We start from the raw sequence: 14,615 nt of genomic DNA, 5'->3' as shown, positions 1-14,615 counted from the left end.
ATCCAACTTTACGTATTGTAAAGTTGGATTACGTGTTAGTTTAAAATTGTAACCTTAACATTTTTTCTGCCCCAATTACTAGACGAAGCTTTATCTGGCATTAAAACATCGATCTTGTGGCCTTTAATTGCGCCACCAGTATCTGCTGCAATTGCAATTCCATAGCCTTCAACCTTTACAGTAGATCCTAATGGAATAACAGATGGATCCACCGCGATTAATTTCATTCCTGGGTTTGCAGTTAGATTATAGCCTTTACCACCTGGTCCCCATGCAGAATATACTTGTTGGCCTGGGCCATAGCCATTTTCAGCTGGGTCTGCTGTATAAGCTGTTGCATGTACATAAAATTCTTTTCCACCAGCAGTTGGCTTAGAAGGTTCTACAGGTTCTACCTTCGAATTATTATTAGCAACAGGTTCAGCTGGTTTATTAGCTTTTTCTTGCTTTTGTTTTTCAGCAATTTCTGCCTGTGCCTTAGCTAAAGCTTCTTGCTCAGCCTTTGCAGCTGCTTCTTCTTTTGCACGCTCTTCTGCCGCAATTCTTGCCGCTTCTTGCTCACGAGCAATTGTTTCTTGAACTGCCTTCATATTTGACTCAATTTTAGCCTTTTCTTCTGCTGCTAAATTAAGTTGGCTTGCAATTGCATTATATTTAGCTTGAACTGTTTGTAAGTTAGCTTGACGCTTTTTCAAGTTAGCTTGCAACTCAGCTTGTGCTTTTGCTAATTTTTGTTTGTCTACTACTAAAGATGCTTCTTTCTCGTCAATTGTTTTCTTATCTTCTTCAATTTGACGAAGATCTTGTTCTTGTAGACGTAAAATTTCTTTATCTGCCTCTAGAATAGTAGAAACTGCATTCATACGTTGTAAGAAATCTGCAAAGTTTTTTGACTCTACTACAACTTCTACTACTAAACTTGTATTTGAACTGTTTTGAACAGAAACCATACGTTTTCTCATAATATCTTTACGAGCAAGGACTTTATCCTCTAAAACGACAATTTCATTCTTTTTTTGCTCAATCTGCTTATGTGTTTCATCGATTTTACGTTGAATAGCAGTTTGAGCCTCTTTATTTTTTGCAATTGTATTATTTAAATTATGTAGTTCGTTTTCAATACCTTGAATTTCTTTATTAACAGCTTGCTTCTCTTGCTCTTTCTTTTGCATGTCTGCATCATTTTGCTGCAATTGCTGTTGCATGTTGTTAAGTTTCTCGTCGTTTGACTCTGCTTTTACAGCGACTGTACTAGAAAGACCGATAATTCCTGCTAATACTAGACTACTGATTCGCTTAAAATAGTTCATAATCCGACTCCCTTCTTATACAGTTATACATGATTTATTTTACAGTTTGTTTACAATACCATTAAATACAGTTTATTTTTCATGACGAAAAAAAGAGAATTATGAATAAAATGTAATAGATTCTTAAATATTTAACAATTCCTATATTTAAAAATTATAAAAGATGCTAAAATCCAAATATAGAGAAAATATAACTTCTAAAGGCGGTTGAAATAAATATATGTTTACGCAAAAAAAATCACTTCAACATAAAATTGATCAATTAGAAAGTCGTATACAAGAACTAGAAGCAGAATTAAAACAAAAAGATATCGAACAACAAGAAACTATTTCTTCTATCCACGATCGTGTACAAAGCGTTGTTCAAGAACATAAACTTGTAAATAACCAGCACAATACACTCCAAAATTTAGTTCAACAATTAAGCTCATGTTTCGAAAATGTTTCAACGCGTACAACACATTCCAATGAATTGAATAATGAAATGTTACAAAAAGAACAAAGCTTAATTCAGTCAATTGAAGAAATTATTGACTGTTCTAATGAAGGGAAAGAATCTGTTCATCGTTTACTTATTGTAATTAATAAATTAGGTGAACAATCTCAGCGCACGTCTAATAGTATGAATCATTTAAGTGAGCGCTCAAAAGAAATCGAGCAAATTGTAGAAGTCATTCAAAACATTGCAGCACAAACAAATTTACTTGCTTTAAACGCGAGTATTGAAGCTGCGCGTGCTGGAGAGCACGGTAAAGGATTCGCTGTCGTTGCCAATGAAGTAAGAAAACTAGCGGAAAGTACAGCCGAAAGTACAAAAAACATCGGCAACTTAACGAAAAAAATTCAAGAAGAAATTGAAAAAGCATACGATAACACAAAAGATAATTTACACTTAGTCGATGAAGGTGTAGAAATGAGTGCGGATACAAACGCTAGAATTGAAAATATTTTAATTATGATTCAAACGTTACAAAATGGTGCTACAAATGTTATTAAAGCTATCGAAAACCAAAAATCTTGTAATGATGATATATTACGTGAATTCGCTAATACACAACAAATGTTCCAGAAGTTAAATACTACTATTATGAATCATATTCATGATGCAGAGAAAGTCGATGTTCAATTAACGAAAAGTCTTGAAGAAACAGTAGTTTCTCATTAATAATAAAAATCCCTTATACCGTTGTAAGGGATTTTTATTATATTTCGAATATTTATTTCTTCTCAATATTCATCCGTATCTTTGTTATAATGGACAAGTTGTTTCTTTCGACTAATAAACAAGGAGGTTATTATGGAACAATTTTACTACATTTTAAAATATTTAATTCTTGGTCTGTTCCAAGGACTAACAGAACCAATTCCGATTTCTTCAAGTGGTCACCTCGTTTTAGCACAGCATTTGCTAGGACTAAAAATAGAAGGGTTCAGTTTCGAACTACTTGTTAATTCAGCTTCATTATTAGCTGTATTACTTATTTATAGAAAGGACTTAATTCGTCTAACTAAGAATGGCCTATCGTATATATTTACAAGAGCAGAAGACGCAAAATCAGATTTCTTCTTTATTATTTACCTTGTTATTGCAACCATTCCAGCAGGTGTTATTGGTGTTTTATTTAAAGATTACATCGATCAGTACTTAAAAGGCGTAAAAATGGTTGGGATTTCCCTTCTTATTACTGCTGTCGGCCTTTGGATTATTAGAAACTTGCGTGGACGTAAAAATGATGGCGATCTTTCTATGAAAGATGCAATCATCATCGGATTGGCACAAGCTTGTGCACTAATTCCTGGAATAAGCCGATCAGGTGCAACAATCGTAGCAGCGATGTTACTTGGTATGAAGCAAGAAACAGCTCTTCGTTTCTCATTCTTACTATATATCCCTGTTAGCTTAGGTGGTTTATTACTAAGTATTACAGACATTGCAAAAGACCCAAATCTAGACACATTATTCGTACCATATGTCGTTGCATTTATCGCAACATTTATCATGACGTATATTTCGTTAAAGTGGTTTATGAACATTATGGCAAAAGGAAATTTAAAATATTTCTCTTTCTATTGCATTATCGTAGGTGTACTTACTCTTATTTTCTTATAAAGTGAAACTTACAAATCGAAAAGTGAGTCATTCTATTAAACTAGGATGACTCACTTTTTTATATCTTTATAATGCTAAAGGCCCTCTTACTTTTTTATACGGTAAGAGGGCCTTTCTTATACGTATACTTTCTTTTCTTGACAATACAAACGAATAACATGTTTATTTTGTTGAAATACATCATGCGTTAGGCGGATAATAATAAAATTTCGTTTTGTTTGATCATCATGAACAAAAATCTGTTCTCCCTCCTGAAAATGCCATGCACTTTCAAAAGTTGTAATATGATCCCCACTTACAGAAAAAAGCTCATATCGCATATCTTGTACCCTCTCTCAACTAATAATAATCATAATATCCTTATATTAAATTTAGTATAACTTAATTCCATTGAAAGTTGTAATTTTTTCTATTTCGAAATATTTTAATTTTGTTTTAATGTTCTTTTAACGTTATAATGAGAAACGAATTTTCATTGAAAGGAGCTCTATTTTGACTGCATATTTATTTCCAATAAAAACAGCATTTATTTTATTTCCTATTTTAGCGATGTTTCTATTAATCCCTTTTTTAATATTTAATTATCGCAAGTATGGTTATTTGAATAAGTGGCGTTCATTTATTTTATATTCACTATTACTCTATGTATTAAATGCCTATTTTCTTGTTATCTTACCTTTGCCACAAACATATGATACATGTAGCCTACAACCGGCTAATACACAACATATGCAACTCTCGCCATTTTATTTCATACAAGAGATTAGTAATCATACCTCGGCAATTTTAACGAAGCCAGCTACCTACTTCTATTTATTAAAGGAATCTGCGTTTTTACAAGTCGCTTTTAACGTTCTGCTAACCGTTCCATTTGGTATGTACTTACGTTATTATTTCCGACGTAGCTTCTTACAAACAGTGTGTATTTCTTTTTTCCTTTCACTGTTCTTTGAATTAACACAAGTAACTGGATTATATGGTATTTATAATTGTGCCTATCGCTTATTTGATATTGATGATTTGTTTTTAAACACACTAGGCGGCGTAATTGGTTTTATCATTGCACCAATATTTACGTACTTCCTTCCAAAAACGAGTGAGCTAGATATTCATATTGATTTAGAAACGAAACCAGTCGGATTCATTCGTCGTCTCATCGCTATGCAAATTGATTGGATTTTCTTATCTATCGTTGTACCTTTCATTAAAAACAAAGGAAATTCACTATTTATTGCTAACATCCAATCTTATACAAATGTATACGAACTCCTTTTCATTACATGTTCAATCTTAATTTACTTTATTATCATTCCATACTTTACAAATGGAAGAACAATAGGAAAAGCGTTGCTTCGGATTTACATTAAAGGACAAGCAGAGCGTATTACACTAAAAGAATTATTCATTCGTTACGGTATATTCTATTTCATTCTAGGCGGAATCAATTATATTCTTTCGAGTAGCTCTATCTTAAATCATACAGAGCCTTTAGTATTACTGGTTATACTATTATTCCAATTTGTAATTAACGGTCTATTTATCATCCATGTTTTATTACATGTATTTAGCCGTGATAAATTACTATTTTACGAAAGCATTAGTCGAACAAGAAATGCAATCATACTAAAAAAAGCTGACAAGTAATACTTTGTCAGCTTTTTTTCATAATCGTAAATAATTTTTCTGTGTAGGGATTTGAAAACATTTCTGCTTCATCTAATAACTTCCTCACCTTTAGAAACGAATGCAATTCTGGATATATATTTTGTAATTTTTCGTACGTTAACGTATGCATTTTCCCCCAATGCGGGCGCCCTTCATACTTTAGAAAAATTTTCTCCACCTCACCAAAATAAGCAGCATACTTCATACCTTTATACATATGAACAGCAATATACGCTGAATCCCTTCCGTACGCTGGACTGAGCCATATATCATCACTTTTCACATAACGGCATTCAATTGGAAAGTGCACTTTATACTTTTTCTTTTCAATAAGGTTTGAAATTTCCTCTACAACAGCCCGCATATACTTTGAAGGAACACTATACTCCATTTCATAAAATGGAACCGCACGCGATGTAGCAAATACTTCATAACTCGGACCAATTATTTTTGTATTCGGTACAGCTTTAGCCGATAATCGACTTACGCCTTTACTTATAGAAGGAAACCATTTACATCCTTTAGATAACAAAGAAAACATCTTATTTTCAAGCAACTCTACCTTTAGTTTATGCCATTTCAAATCACTGTTTTTACCCGTTGTTTCATTTGTAAATTTCACTTGCACTTCATCTGAATACGGAAAAACGAAAAATTCAAAGTGGCGATTCTTCTTATATTCTTCTAGCTTGTTCATTACAGTAGATAATGACTGTTTTTCACTTTTATAAACGAGTGAATACGCCCTGATAACTTTCAATTTTATTTTTAAAATAATACCTAACATTCCAAGCGACAACTGAAAGGCTCTCCAATATTCCACATTCTCAGTTTCCGAACAAACTATGCTCTCACCTGTGGATAAAACTGCGGTAATCTCTATAACTTGTGTTGATAAACTTCCAAAGGTAATACCCGTCCCATGAGTCCCTGTACTAATCGCTCCTGCAATAGATTGTGAATCAATATCCCCTAAATTTTCTTGTGCATAACCTTTTTCTTCAAGTAATCTCCCTAAATCATGTAACTTTGTTCCTGCCCATACTTCAGCAACCATCTTCTCTTCATCGATATTCATAATACCTTTCAATTCATCTAAAGAAACTAAAATTTCTTCCGTTTGTACAAGAGGTGTAAACGAGTGCCCTGAACCAACAACACGAATTTTCTTCCCTTTTCTTCGTGCAAGTCCTACCACTTCTACTACATCTTGTATACTTTCTGGATACATCGTATAACGCGGTGTTCCTTCTACATTCCCTGTCCAATTTCTCCATTTTTGTCCCTTTATAGAAAGCATTGGCCATCCCCCCGATATGTTGAATACTCCCCAACAATCTCTCCTTCTTTCACACGATATAAAAACGGAAACCGCTCACATAACTCTCCAGCTTTACTATGGCGAAACAAGATAGAATCTCCTATCTCTACCCGTTCCTCACCGTTATAAAAAATCGGTGTTTGTACCTCGCCAGCACCTTCTAAAGCTAATAGTTTGGCGCCATTTGGCCTCCAAATCTCAGGTTCTTTATCTTTACCAATTGCGCCTGAGGCAATATATCCTCCACCTAGACAAGTGTAAATATACGGGGCTGGTTTACGTACAACTGGTAAAGCAAATCCGACAGCTGGATGAAATTGCACCTCTTTATAATAATCAAACAGCTTCGGGGCATAAAAAGCAGAACCTATTGTAATCTCTGAAACTGCATTATCTTGCTCGGTTGTTTTTATACTTCCTGTGCCTCCCCCATTTACAAACCTTAGTTCAATACCTAGGTTTTGTATTTCTTTTACGATATGTCCTCTTCTTTCTTTAATTTCTAAAACCGATTTCTTCTTTAAATACGAAATTACTTTACTCTTCACTCGCTGATTTGGTATGTGATCTCCTACCCCAGCAATTTGGGCTTCATATCCCATGACACCATCTAGTATTAAAAATGATGATTCTTTCACCCTTTTTACTATTTTCAAAGCACCTTGCACATCTTTTACTGGTGATCTGTTTACCCCAAAATGAAATTGAAAAAAACGACTACTCATATCAATATCCAAACAAACACGAAAACACCCTTTAGACTTCTCAGCAATTTTTTCTAAATAAACAATATGTTCTTCACAATCCACCATACAAGTTATAATGAGCCCTTGCTTTGTTAGCAAACTTATTTCATATAAAGCTCTTTCATCATAGGCAGGATATCCGAGTAATAAATCATTGAATCCTTGTTCAATTAAAAACAAAGCCTCCCTAGGTGAGAAACACATAATACCTTGAAATCGATCATTTGCAGCTAAAATCTTTTTCATAACCGGAACAGAACGTAACGATTTACTCGCTATACGAATCTTCTTATTTCCACTTAATTCTATAATCGATTGAACATTTCTATCTAAAGCCACTTCATCCAAAAATGCACACGGTAATGGAACCTCTTTAAAAATTCCTCGATCCACATTTTTCTCTCCTCTTCTCTATATGTCTTATACATATTGGAAAGAAAGTTTAAATTTCCTCTACAAAACAAAAAAGTTTCTTCTTATTTAAGAAGAAACTTTTTAAGACTATTTCATAGAAATAGTTGCCTCTACTGGATAATGATCAGAATAATCATTAATATATAAAACTGTAATTTCCAAAAAGCGCACAAAACATCTATATTAAGCAGTTTTACACTATATCGAAAAATATAAATGGCAACACTTTTCTGGTTGTTTGTGACCATATTCGTTACCGGAAAAATCGAAATAAAACTAATAAAAAAAATAAAAGAGCACAGCGTGTTAATAAAGTGGTGGAACACTTTATTAACCGTCGCCTAATCACACTAGGCAAACACTTGCTGTAACTCTTTATGTACCTCATTTTATCGTACATAAGGGTCTCCTAGCAACAGTTTGCTTACATTTTGTGGCATTCTGTTGCTTTTTTATTTTCGGAGGAGACGAGCCCTTATGAAAAAATTGACTGCCTATAATGCAGATATTCAAAAATATATGCAACAAAACCAATTAAGTACTCAAAAGAAAAATGAGATTATTGATGATATTAGAAACCGTATCAACGATACGAATCAAAGTTTTGAAAGTTTATTTCCTTCTCGATCCAAACGAAAAGATGTAATGGATTAATTTATATGCTTTCAGGAAATGGTATATGTAAAATTGCTGCGGAAATATTAGCTGGTAAAGCTAATTGTTCTGTAAGAACTGTAACCGCTACTGTTCGTGCATTAAAACAAACAGGTAAAATTCTGATCGCTGGATTAGCTGATGGTAAAAATAAATATGTATTTGTATTAAAAACACACCCTAATTTCACAACAATCATGAAAGAGGTATTTTACATAGATGCCGAACTAAATGCCAATCAGGTTGCCGAACAGAAAAATCTTGAAACCCTTGAGACTGTAAGGATAGAGGCCGAAAAAACGAATTCTAACTATAATAACTCTATTAATTCTTTTAGTTCTTTAAAACAAGAAAAAAATAATGAAAGAGTATCTCTAATAGAATCTATTGAAAATGAATTAAAAGAAGCACAAAACGATGTCAAAAAAGAGTTCGAAAGAATCCATATTTACTATGTGAATGAATACCAAGAAAGGATGTACCATACAATCAAAGCTGGAACGTATCACCCTATTTTAAAAACCAACGCATCTATCATTGGGTTACGTGTGGGTAGCAATTGCGATAAAGGTTTATTTCTTCTTGCATTCAATGCATTAGTTAAAATTAATAGGTTCTTAAAAAATGGTGGTACTCTCACAGACAGTGTACAAGCTTTATTTACAAAGGTTTACAAAAATAATATTAGATTATCTCAAGCGCCTAAAAAAGTGAATACAGGCTCTTCTGATGTACATAACAAAAAAACTTCATTCACTTTTTACAATTGGTTAGAAGAGTCTAGTACAAAAGAGTCATCCACATATACAATAGACAACTCTTTTGCCCCAGGTGTATATTATAAAATCTCTAAAGAAGAAGCTGATGAAATGGGGCTATATTAAAGGTGTAGGGTTACTACTACGCCTTAGCAACCATTTGATTCATGAAATCATGTATCGATTTCGCTTGAAATATGCGGAAATTTGGAGAGTAGATGTCATACTGGCAATCTGTAATTACCAGGAGAGAAGGGAAGTATTTGGATTTCTTCGGTTGCCATGGTTCTTGCTGCCATTCCAAACTATGAAAGTAGAATTCGTATCGGTTTAATTTCTCTTGCATCACTTTCTTGCTGTATACCGAATTCTGTACTTCTATGAAAAACGGAGATTGTCGCCATATTGTGAAGATATCAGGTTCCATATACGTTTTACCATATTTCAGCTCGACTTTAAACAATTTAGGTTTTTCGTACTGGAGAAGTTGCTTATATACATTCACAATAGCAAGAAAATGAGGTATCTTTTGACTTGTTTTTCGAATCGGACTCGGTTGCGGGAAATAGATGTATGGTTGCTGTGACACATTTACATCCACACTTCCATCTCGCCTTAATCGTTTCATAACCGTATTACAACTGGTGACAGCTTTCTTAAGTCCTTGGAAATGCAAATCGATAATATCATCTCGTGATAGGCATCTAAAACGGTGCAAGTCTTTTAGTATCGCTTTGTCTCTACTCTTCATGTTCCAACACTCCAAACAAAGGAAGTTCTTGTTGTGGCGGATTCTGAAGCACCATATCTTCTTTGGGTAAACGGTAAGGTTCAACTATTTGTTTTGCTTTATTTAGTTCTAAATAAGGAGCCTGCACTTTCTTTAATCCATTTAACTTTAGAATCATTTGTCCAGATTGCTCTAAACATTCTGATCCAGGTGTACCCATGATATTACTATTAATTGTGTTATCGCATTTAAAGCCCATTCTGACCGTCATATTCAGTTTTAACTTACCATCTAACACCTTTGCATCAGGACGTTGCATACTGAGCATAAGAAAGACACCAAGTGATCTACCGACTGCCGATATTTTTTCGATTGTGGACATGCATTCTTTTTCATCTTGCAACATAGCTACTTCATCTATAGCGAGTAAGATATACGGCTTTTGATTACCAGGATTCAATTTGTTGTATTCATCAATGTGATCCACTTCATACTCTTCCATCAGCTTTCTACGTTCGCGTATTTCCTTCCACACTTTTTGAAGCATGATTTTCATTTCGATTTCTTCCATGCACACCTCTTTCACATGTTTTACTCTACGCAAGAAATGAAATTCAGAGTTTTTCAAGTCGCCCAAGTACAAATGTAATTTTTCTGGAGACATGCATCGAATGAGTGTGGACAGAACGACACGCACCATGCTACTTTTCCCGCTTCCTGTTTCCCCAGCTATTAGTAAATGCGGTGTATTTGAATCAATCATGTCATACACAATCATATTTCCGAATTGGTCACGTCCTACCACAACAGGAAGTCGATATTTTTGTAATAATGGCTGCCATTTCTTATAACTGTAGTTATATTGTTTTAAACCAGCATCAGAATAAAATACATTGAGCACAAACTTTTTAATATCTCCCTCAATCGCTACATTACGTCCAAACATTTGCTGAAAGCAAAACCATTTCTTTTCAATTGTCTTTGGATCTAATCCGTTTGGAATCGTAAATACATATTTCACGCTTTTGTTTGAAGAAGAAACAGCATGAATTTTAGGGTAAATCGGCAATTTCCCTCCACGTGTTTGATGTTCCATATATAATCCTGCCTTATTAAATACTTCAATTAGTTGATGTTTTAAAGCCTTCCTATGAAGCCATTCTTTTATGATTTCCATATCATCTCTCCTTAGAACATGGTCACAATACGAATGAAAACATACGCAACAAAGCCAATTCCACCAATTCGTATTCCATGATGTAGTCCTTCAGATACAAATTTTGCTGCGGAAATATAATCATTTTGAATTAAATACCTTTCTAGCAATACTGCACCAATTGTAAGCCCTCCTAGCACCCCTAAAGCTACATAAGTGTGTACAAAAGGCTGGGACATATGAAAGAAAGCCATGGGACTAAGTGGCTCCAAACTAAACGCTCTCACTTGCTTTTGCTTCTTATAAGATTGATTCATGAAATCCCGAAAGGGAATGATTTCTTTTCTCTTAAACATGTTGCCTCCTTCTTATAAAAAGAATCCAAAAGCAAAATAGATACATTCTAAAACCATGTGAGAAGTACGTTTTAGTAATTCAAAGGCGTCAAAGGGAACATTGGTTATAAAGGTTATCAGTTCACCTGGTAGCTTTCTAATTTCTAAAGCGGTGCTGTCCAATGGTTCTTTTACATACCAACTCATCCATCTATACAGAAAATCGGTAGTATCAGACACACTCATTGCATTTTGATTTAGGGCATCCCAATGACAAACCATTTCGTTTACCGAACTTTCACACCATCTCCCAATCTCTTCTGTACTTCGAAATTGTGGATGTGGAATTTGATTCCATCCTTTTGCCCGATCTTCGGTCAAATAAAACTTAATTTGATTCCCAATCATCTCATATGCATTTTCCGTTATCTTTCCGTTCATTGCCCTCTCCCCTTTATAAACAGAATGTAAATTCCTGATGTATCAGAGGTTCATACCCACATTACCATGGTAGCAATACCTTGATAGGAACCATGGCAGCTACCTTGGTAGAAATCTAAAACTTACCATGGTAACCATCTCGGTAAAATCACCTATCCCTACCTTGATAGCTACTTTGGTAACTGGAACTTTTCTTACCGTGGTAGCTACCTTGGTACATCATATTGTGGAGAGCTTTTCCCATATGTCATTTATTTTATTGAGTTTAAAAAAATGACGGGGTGGACATCCTGTTATCGAGGTGATAATAAGATGTTTGACTGGCTTAAATTAGGTAAAACAAATAGAAGTAAATTCGGGAAATGGTTGGATCGTCAAGAAATCACGCAAGGAGAATTAGAAAAAGCTGCGGAGTTAAGTCGAGGGACAATATCGAAATTATGCAATGACCATACATATAACCCTAAATATTCCACAATATCTCAGATTGTTAAGGGATTAAAAAAGTTAGGTAAGAATATAGATGAAAATGATTTTTGGATGTAAACGCAAAAATTCCGTCTCCACGAAAGGAAACGGAATTTTAGGTTAACTATTTCAGTTAAGAATGGTTGAACATAAAATATAATATAACAAGAATTATTAGTCAATACATGATTCTATTTTCTGTAAATTCACCATACACTAACACTGTCATCGGATAATCCACATAGGAAAAGACATCTTAGGGGTAAGATGTCTTTTTTCTATTTTTCAGGAATGCTATATAGAGTGATCTCATACACTAAAAATGCCGATACTTCTATAAAAAAAAGCATTCCGGTCTCACCACCCTGGAGTGTTTTTTCTCATATTTCAGCATGTTACTACATAAAGTAAAATTACACGCGTCCCTTTTGTATAGTAATCATCCTATGTAACCAGAGTACTCCTTGGTCAAGAGTGCTCTGGTTTTTATTATTATTTTTAATAAAACTATTCTTTTGTAAAAAAATATTTAACATATACATTTATCGGTCAATAATAAGTTCTATCCTTCACAAATATTGGATATACTATTTATACATCTAGAGAATCATCACATGAGACACTTTCAACTGGGGAAGGTGTCTTTATTATTTTTTAAGTCATATTATATATAGTGAATTCATATAATCAAAATGCCGATACTGTTTTACAGAAAAAGAGTATTCCTCCCATCAAACCGGAATACTCTTTTTATTTTATTGAATGTCACCTATTTTAATAGCATATAATAAACTGCTCCTGACATGATGCCGTTTTATATACAGAAAAAAGCATTCCTTACTCGCTAGAGGAATGCTTTTTTTAGTTTACTTCACATACACATAGGCTTCATTTGCTGTTACATAATATGTTTTACCTTTGCTATTGTGAACTTTATATTGTGGTGAACCATTAACAGTTACCTTCGCATCAATTGTAAATCCTAATCCTACATCTACAGAACCAGTTCCATCTTTATCCTGCCAAGATGGAGCATCATAGAAACGTAGATTGTTAACTTTAGATACAACGCGTTTCCCTACAATAGATGAATCCACTGTACTCTTTTTATTGAATTTCACATAAGATGGATCATTCTTAATCCACTGCTCTCCACCAAGATTTAACCAACCATCCTTTTCAGCCCATACAACATAAGATTCTGGTTTGTTTAGTTGACGAATCTTAGAATAACTTGTGCCAGGTCCTTTACGTAAATTCACATTGTATCCTTCAATATAAGCGATATCATCTGTTATAGCTGTTGGAACTTCTGCTGGTTTAGATGGCTTATCAGGTACGGAAACTTCCACGCTAGAGTTATTGTGTGCGCGTTGTACATCAGCTCGGAATTGAGCTTCTGAAACACCATGAGACTTTAAGTAGTTAATTGGATCTTCATGATCTGTTCCACCAAGATATTTAGTTACATCATAGTGAGTCCATAATCCTTTTTCTACTGATAAACCACGGTCACGAAGAATTTTAGCTAATAACTTAACGTATTTATCATAACTGCGTTTGAATTTCTCATACTCTCTTGTTTCGCATAATTCTACGTGAACATATCGTTTATTTGCTCCTGGTCCTGCACCATACGCAATATATTTCGTATCAGCAATTTGGATTGTTTCGTTCCAATCAACTGCATAATGTACGAATGCTGAACGCCATGTACGAGACTCATATTTTTGAATATTAATAGCTGGTGCTTCTGGTGTTGCTGTAGAATGTGCTACAACGCCCTCATAAGCACCTACACCGTTACGGTATGGTTGTTTCGGTAAATCAGGAATCATAAGTGTTCTATCCGCAAAAGCACTTGTTGCAACAGATAAAGCTAAAATAACAGCAAAGACTACAGAAGAAATATGTTTTAGTGTTTTTTTCATTTTACATCAGCATCCTTTTTCATAATTTTCGTGTGGTCAAATAATCCACTTGCTGATAGACCAATGATGATTCCTTGAAATACATTTGTTTTGATATCTCCGTCCAAAAATAAAACGCCTAGCAAAATGCCAAGCGTTAAATTTAATAACGGAATATATTTTGTTTGTAATCCAATTATTTTTACGATTTGTGAAAGACCAACAACAATTCCAATCATTACAGCTAAACTAACCATTACATGCCACCTCCTTTCATTAAGAAAGTGAGAATCCCACCAACAATTCCACCAACTATAAGTCGTAAAATCCAGGTAGTATTGGCGCTGATTTTATCTAACTGTTTGTTAATATTAATAATGTCTTTTTCGTTACCCGTTGTTCGTATTTCTAAGCTTTTCACTTCTAATCTTATTTCTTTAATTTCTTGCTTGATTTCTTGAACATCACTTCGCACATCTTGTAACCCTTCCACGTTAACCACCCCTTTTAAAGCAATAAAAAAAACCTACTAATTATTTTCAAGATAAAAATTAATAAAAAATATATTTTTTTCACATGGATATCACCCCAACGCAA

General features: G+C 34.0%; 15 protein-coding genes and 1 pseudogene. 5 read left to right on the top strand and 11 right to left on the bottom strand.

The genetic code is table 11. From position 1 onward, the window contains the following. Nucleotides 1-35: 35 nt before the first annotated feature. Nucleotides 36-1,310 carry a 3D domain-containing protein gene (locus PDL00_RS30935; protein WP_270733377.1) on the bottom strand — a complete coding sequence of 425 codons (1,275 nt, stop codon included), beginning with the start codon at nt 1,308-1,310 and terminating at the stop codon, nt 36-38. A 220-nt stretch (nt 1,311-1,530) separates the two neighbouring features. Here PDL00_RS30935 and PDL00_RS30930 point away from each other — a divergent pair, with 220 nt between their 5' ends. Together PDL00_RS30930 and PDL00_RS30925 are read left to right on the top strand one after the other, a co-directional pair. Beyond that, entirely contained in the window at nt 1,531-2,475 is a 945-nt protein-coding gene (locus PDL00_RS30930; RefSeq protein ID WP_242257243.1) for a methyl-accepting chemotaxis protein, read from the top strand. 132 nt (nt 2,476-2,607) lie between these two features. Then, nucleotides 2,608-3,420, top strand: coding sequence for an undecaprenyl-diphosphate phosphatase (locus PDL00_RS30925; RefSeq protein WP_242257242.1), 813 nt, complete (start codon nt 2,608-2,610; stop codon nt 3,418-3,420). Between the two features lie 116 nt (nt 3,421-3,536). Here PDL00_RS30925 and PDL00_RS30920 read toward each other — a convergent pair whose 3' ends face one another. Continuing rightward, nucleotides 3,537-3,740, bottom strand: a complete 204-nt coding sequence (locus PDL00_RS30920; RefSeq protein ID WP_242257241.1) for a hypothetical protein — start codon at nt 3,738-3,740, stop codon at nt 3,537-3,539. Nucleotides 3,741-3,912: 172 nt separating this feature from the next. Here PDL00_RS30920 and PDL00_RS30915 point away from each other — a divergent pair, with 172 nt between their 5' ends. Beyond that, complete coding sequence (locus PDL00_RS30915) at nt 3,913-5,064, top strand: VanZ family protein (protein WP_270733375.1); 1,152 nt, start codon at nt 3,913-3,915, stop codon at nt 5,062-5,064. Between the two features lie 7 nt (nt 5,065-5,071). On the opposite strand, the gene PDL00_RS30910 is transcribed toward PDL00_RS30915, so the two are convergent. Together PDL00_RS30910 and PDL00_RS30905 are read right to left on the bottom strand one after the other, a co-directional pair. Further along, nucleotides 5,072-6,385 (bottom strand): D-arabinono-1,4-lactone oxidase, encoded by a 1,314-nt coding sequence (locus tag PDL00_RS30910; protein ID WP_270733373.1) that lies wholly within the window; start codon nt 6,383-6,385, stop codon nt 5,072-5,074. Further along, nucleotides 6,373-7,545, bottom strand: a complete 1,173-nt coding sequence (locus tag PDL00_RS30905; RefSeq protein ID WP_270733372.1) for an amino acid deaminase/aldolase — start codon at nt 7,543-7,545, stop codon at nt 6,373-6,375. Before PDL00_RS30905 ends, PDL00_RS30910 begins: the two co-directional genes overlap by 13 nt. A gap of 498 nt (nt 7,546-8,043) precedes the next feature. On the opposite strand from PDL00_RS30905, the pseudogene PDL00_RS30900 reads away from it, so the two are divergent. Next, nucleotides 8,044-9,104 (top strand): annotated as a pseudogene (locus PDL00_RS30900) (cytosolic protein). A gap of 16 nt (nt 9,105-9,120) precedes the next feature. On the opposite strand, the gene PDL00_RS30895 reads toward PDL00_RS30900, so the two are convergent. The 4 genes from PDL00_RS30895 to PDL00_RS30880 are packed head-to-tail and all read right to left on the bottom strand — an operon-like array spanning nt 9,121 to nt 11,640. Continuing rightward, the gene (locus tag PDL00_RS30895) at nt 9,121-9,729 is read right to left on the bottom strand and encodes a replication-relaxation family protein (protein ID WP_270733371.1); all 609 of its coding nucleotides are present in this window, start codon (nt 9,727-9,729) and stop codon (nt 9,121-9,123) included. After that, nucleotides 9,719-10,885, bottom strand: coding sequence for an FtsK/SpoIIIE domain-containing protein (locus tag PDL00_RS30890; RefSeq protein ID WP_270733370.1), 1,167 nt, complete (start codon nt 10,883-10,885; stop codon nt 9,719-9,721). The genes PDL00_RS30895 and PDL00_RS30890 overlap by 11 nt, the downstream gene beginning before the upstream one ends. An 11-nt stretch (nt 10,886-10,896) precedes the next feature. Further along, nucleotides 10,897-11,220, bottom strand: a complete 324-nt coding sequence (locus tag PDL00_RS30885; protein WP_270733369.1) for a hypothetical protein — start codon at nt 11,218-11,220, stop codon at nt 10,897-10,899. Nucleotides 11,221-11,232: 12 nt separating this feature from the next. After that, the gene (locus tag PDL00_RS30880) at nt 11,233-11,640 is read right to left on the bottom strand and encodes a hypothetical protein (protein WP_270733368.1); all 408 of its coding nucleotides are present in this window, start codon (nt 11,638-11,640) and stop codon (nt 11,233-11,235) included. A gap of 312 nt (nt 11,641-11,952) precedes the next feature. Between PDL00_RS30880 and PDL00_RS30875 the strand changes: the two genes are divergently transcribed. Beyond that, nucleotides 11,953-12,186, top strand: coding sequence for a helix-turn-helix domain-containing protein (locus PDL00_RS30875; RefSeq protein ID WP_256428039.1), 234 nt, complete (start codon nt 11,953-11,955; stop codon nt 12,184-12,186). A 788-nt stretch (nt 12,187-12,974) separates the two neighbouring features. Here the strand turns inward: PDL00_RS30875 and PDL00_RS30870 are convergent. The 3 genes from PDL00_RS30870 to PDL00_RS30860 are packed head-to-tail and all read right to left on the bottom strand — an operon-like array spanning nt 12,975 to nt 14,511. Beyond that, nucleotides 12,975-14,039: an N-acetylmuramoyl-L-alanine amidase gene (locus PDL00_RS30870; RefSeq protein WP_270733366.1), complete on the bottom strand. Its 1,065-nt coding sequence runs from the start codon at nt 14,037-14,039 to the stop codon at nt 12,975-12,977. After that, on the bottom strand, nt 14,036-14,275 hold the full coding sequence (locus tag PDL00_RS30865) for a holin (protein WP_270733365.1): 240 nt from the start codon (nt 14,273-14,275) through the stop codon (nt 14,036-14,038). The genes PDL00_RS30870 and PDL00_RS30865 overlap by 4 nt, the downstream gene beginning before the upstream one ends. Then, entirely contained in the window at nt 14,275-14,511 is a 237-nt protein-coding gene (locus PDL00_RS30860) for a hemolysin XhlA family protein (protein ID WP_270733364.1), read from the bottom strand. Before PDL00_RS30860 ends, PDL00_RS30865 begins: the two co-directional genes overlap by 1 nt. Nucleotides 14,512-14,615: the final 104 nt, after the last annotated feature.

The organism is Bacillus cereus group sp. TH152-1LC, assembly GCF_027710505.1.
GTDB classification, from domain to species: Bacteria; Bacillota; Bacilli; order Bacillales; family Bacillaceae_G; genus Bacillus_A; species Bacillus_A mobilis.
Note: the sequence above shows the minus strand (reverse complement) of the source record. Positions and strands in the feature narration are given on the sequence as shown.

Bases quoted from the DNA above. Each gene is read 5' to 3' on its own strand.
- PDL00_RS30935 (WP_270733377.1), bottom strand. From the start codon at position 1,310: ATGAACTATTTTAAGCGAATCAGTAGTCTAGTATTAGCAGGAATTATC.
- PDL00_RS30890 (WP_270733370.1), bottom strand. From the start codon at position 10,885: ATGGAAATCATAAAAGAATGGCTTCATAGGAAGGCTTTAAAACATCAA.
- PDL00_RS30865 (WP_270733365.1), bottom strand. From the start codon at position 14,275: ATGGTTAGTTTAGCTGTAATGATTGGAATTGTTGTTGGTCTTTCACAA.
- PDL00_RS30875 (WP_256428039.1), top strand. From the start codon at position 11,953: ATGTTTGACTGGCTTAAATTAGGTAAAACAAATAGAAGTAAATTCGGG.
- PDL00_RS30910 (WP_270733373.1), bottom strand. From the start codon at position 6,385: ATGCTTTCTATAAAGGGACAAAAATGGAGAAATTGGACAGGGAATGTA.
- PDL00_RS30885 (WP_270733369.1), bottom strand. From the start codon at position 11,220: ATGTTTAAGAGAAAAGAAATCATTCCCTTTCGGGATTTCATGAATCAA.
- PDL00_RS30880 (WP_270733368.1), bottom strand. From the start codon at position 11,640: ATGAACGGAAAGATAACGGAAAATGCATATGAGATGATTGGGAATCAA.
- PDL00_RS30870 (WP_270733366.1), bottom strand. From the start codon at position 14,039: ATGAAAAAAACACTAAAACATATTTCTTCTGTAGTCTTTGCTGTTATT.
- PDL00_RS30895 (WP_270733371.1), bottom strand. From the start codon at position 9,729: ATGAAGAGTAGAGACAAAGCGATACTAAAAGACTTGCACCGTTTTAGA.
- PDL00_RS30920 (WP_242257241.1), bottom strand. From the start codon at position 3,740: ATGCGATATGAGCTTTTTTCTGTAAGTGGGGATCATATTACAACTTTT.
- PDL00_RS30930 (WP_242257243.1), top strand. From the start codon at position 1,531: ATGTTTACGCAAAAAAAATCACTTCAACATAAAATTGATCAATTAGAA.
- PDL00_RS30925 (WP_242257242.1), top strand. From the start codon at position 2,608: ATGGAACAATTTTACTACATTTTAAAATATTTAATTCTTGGTCTGTTC.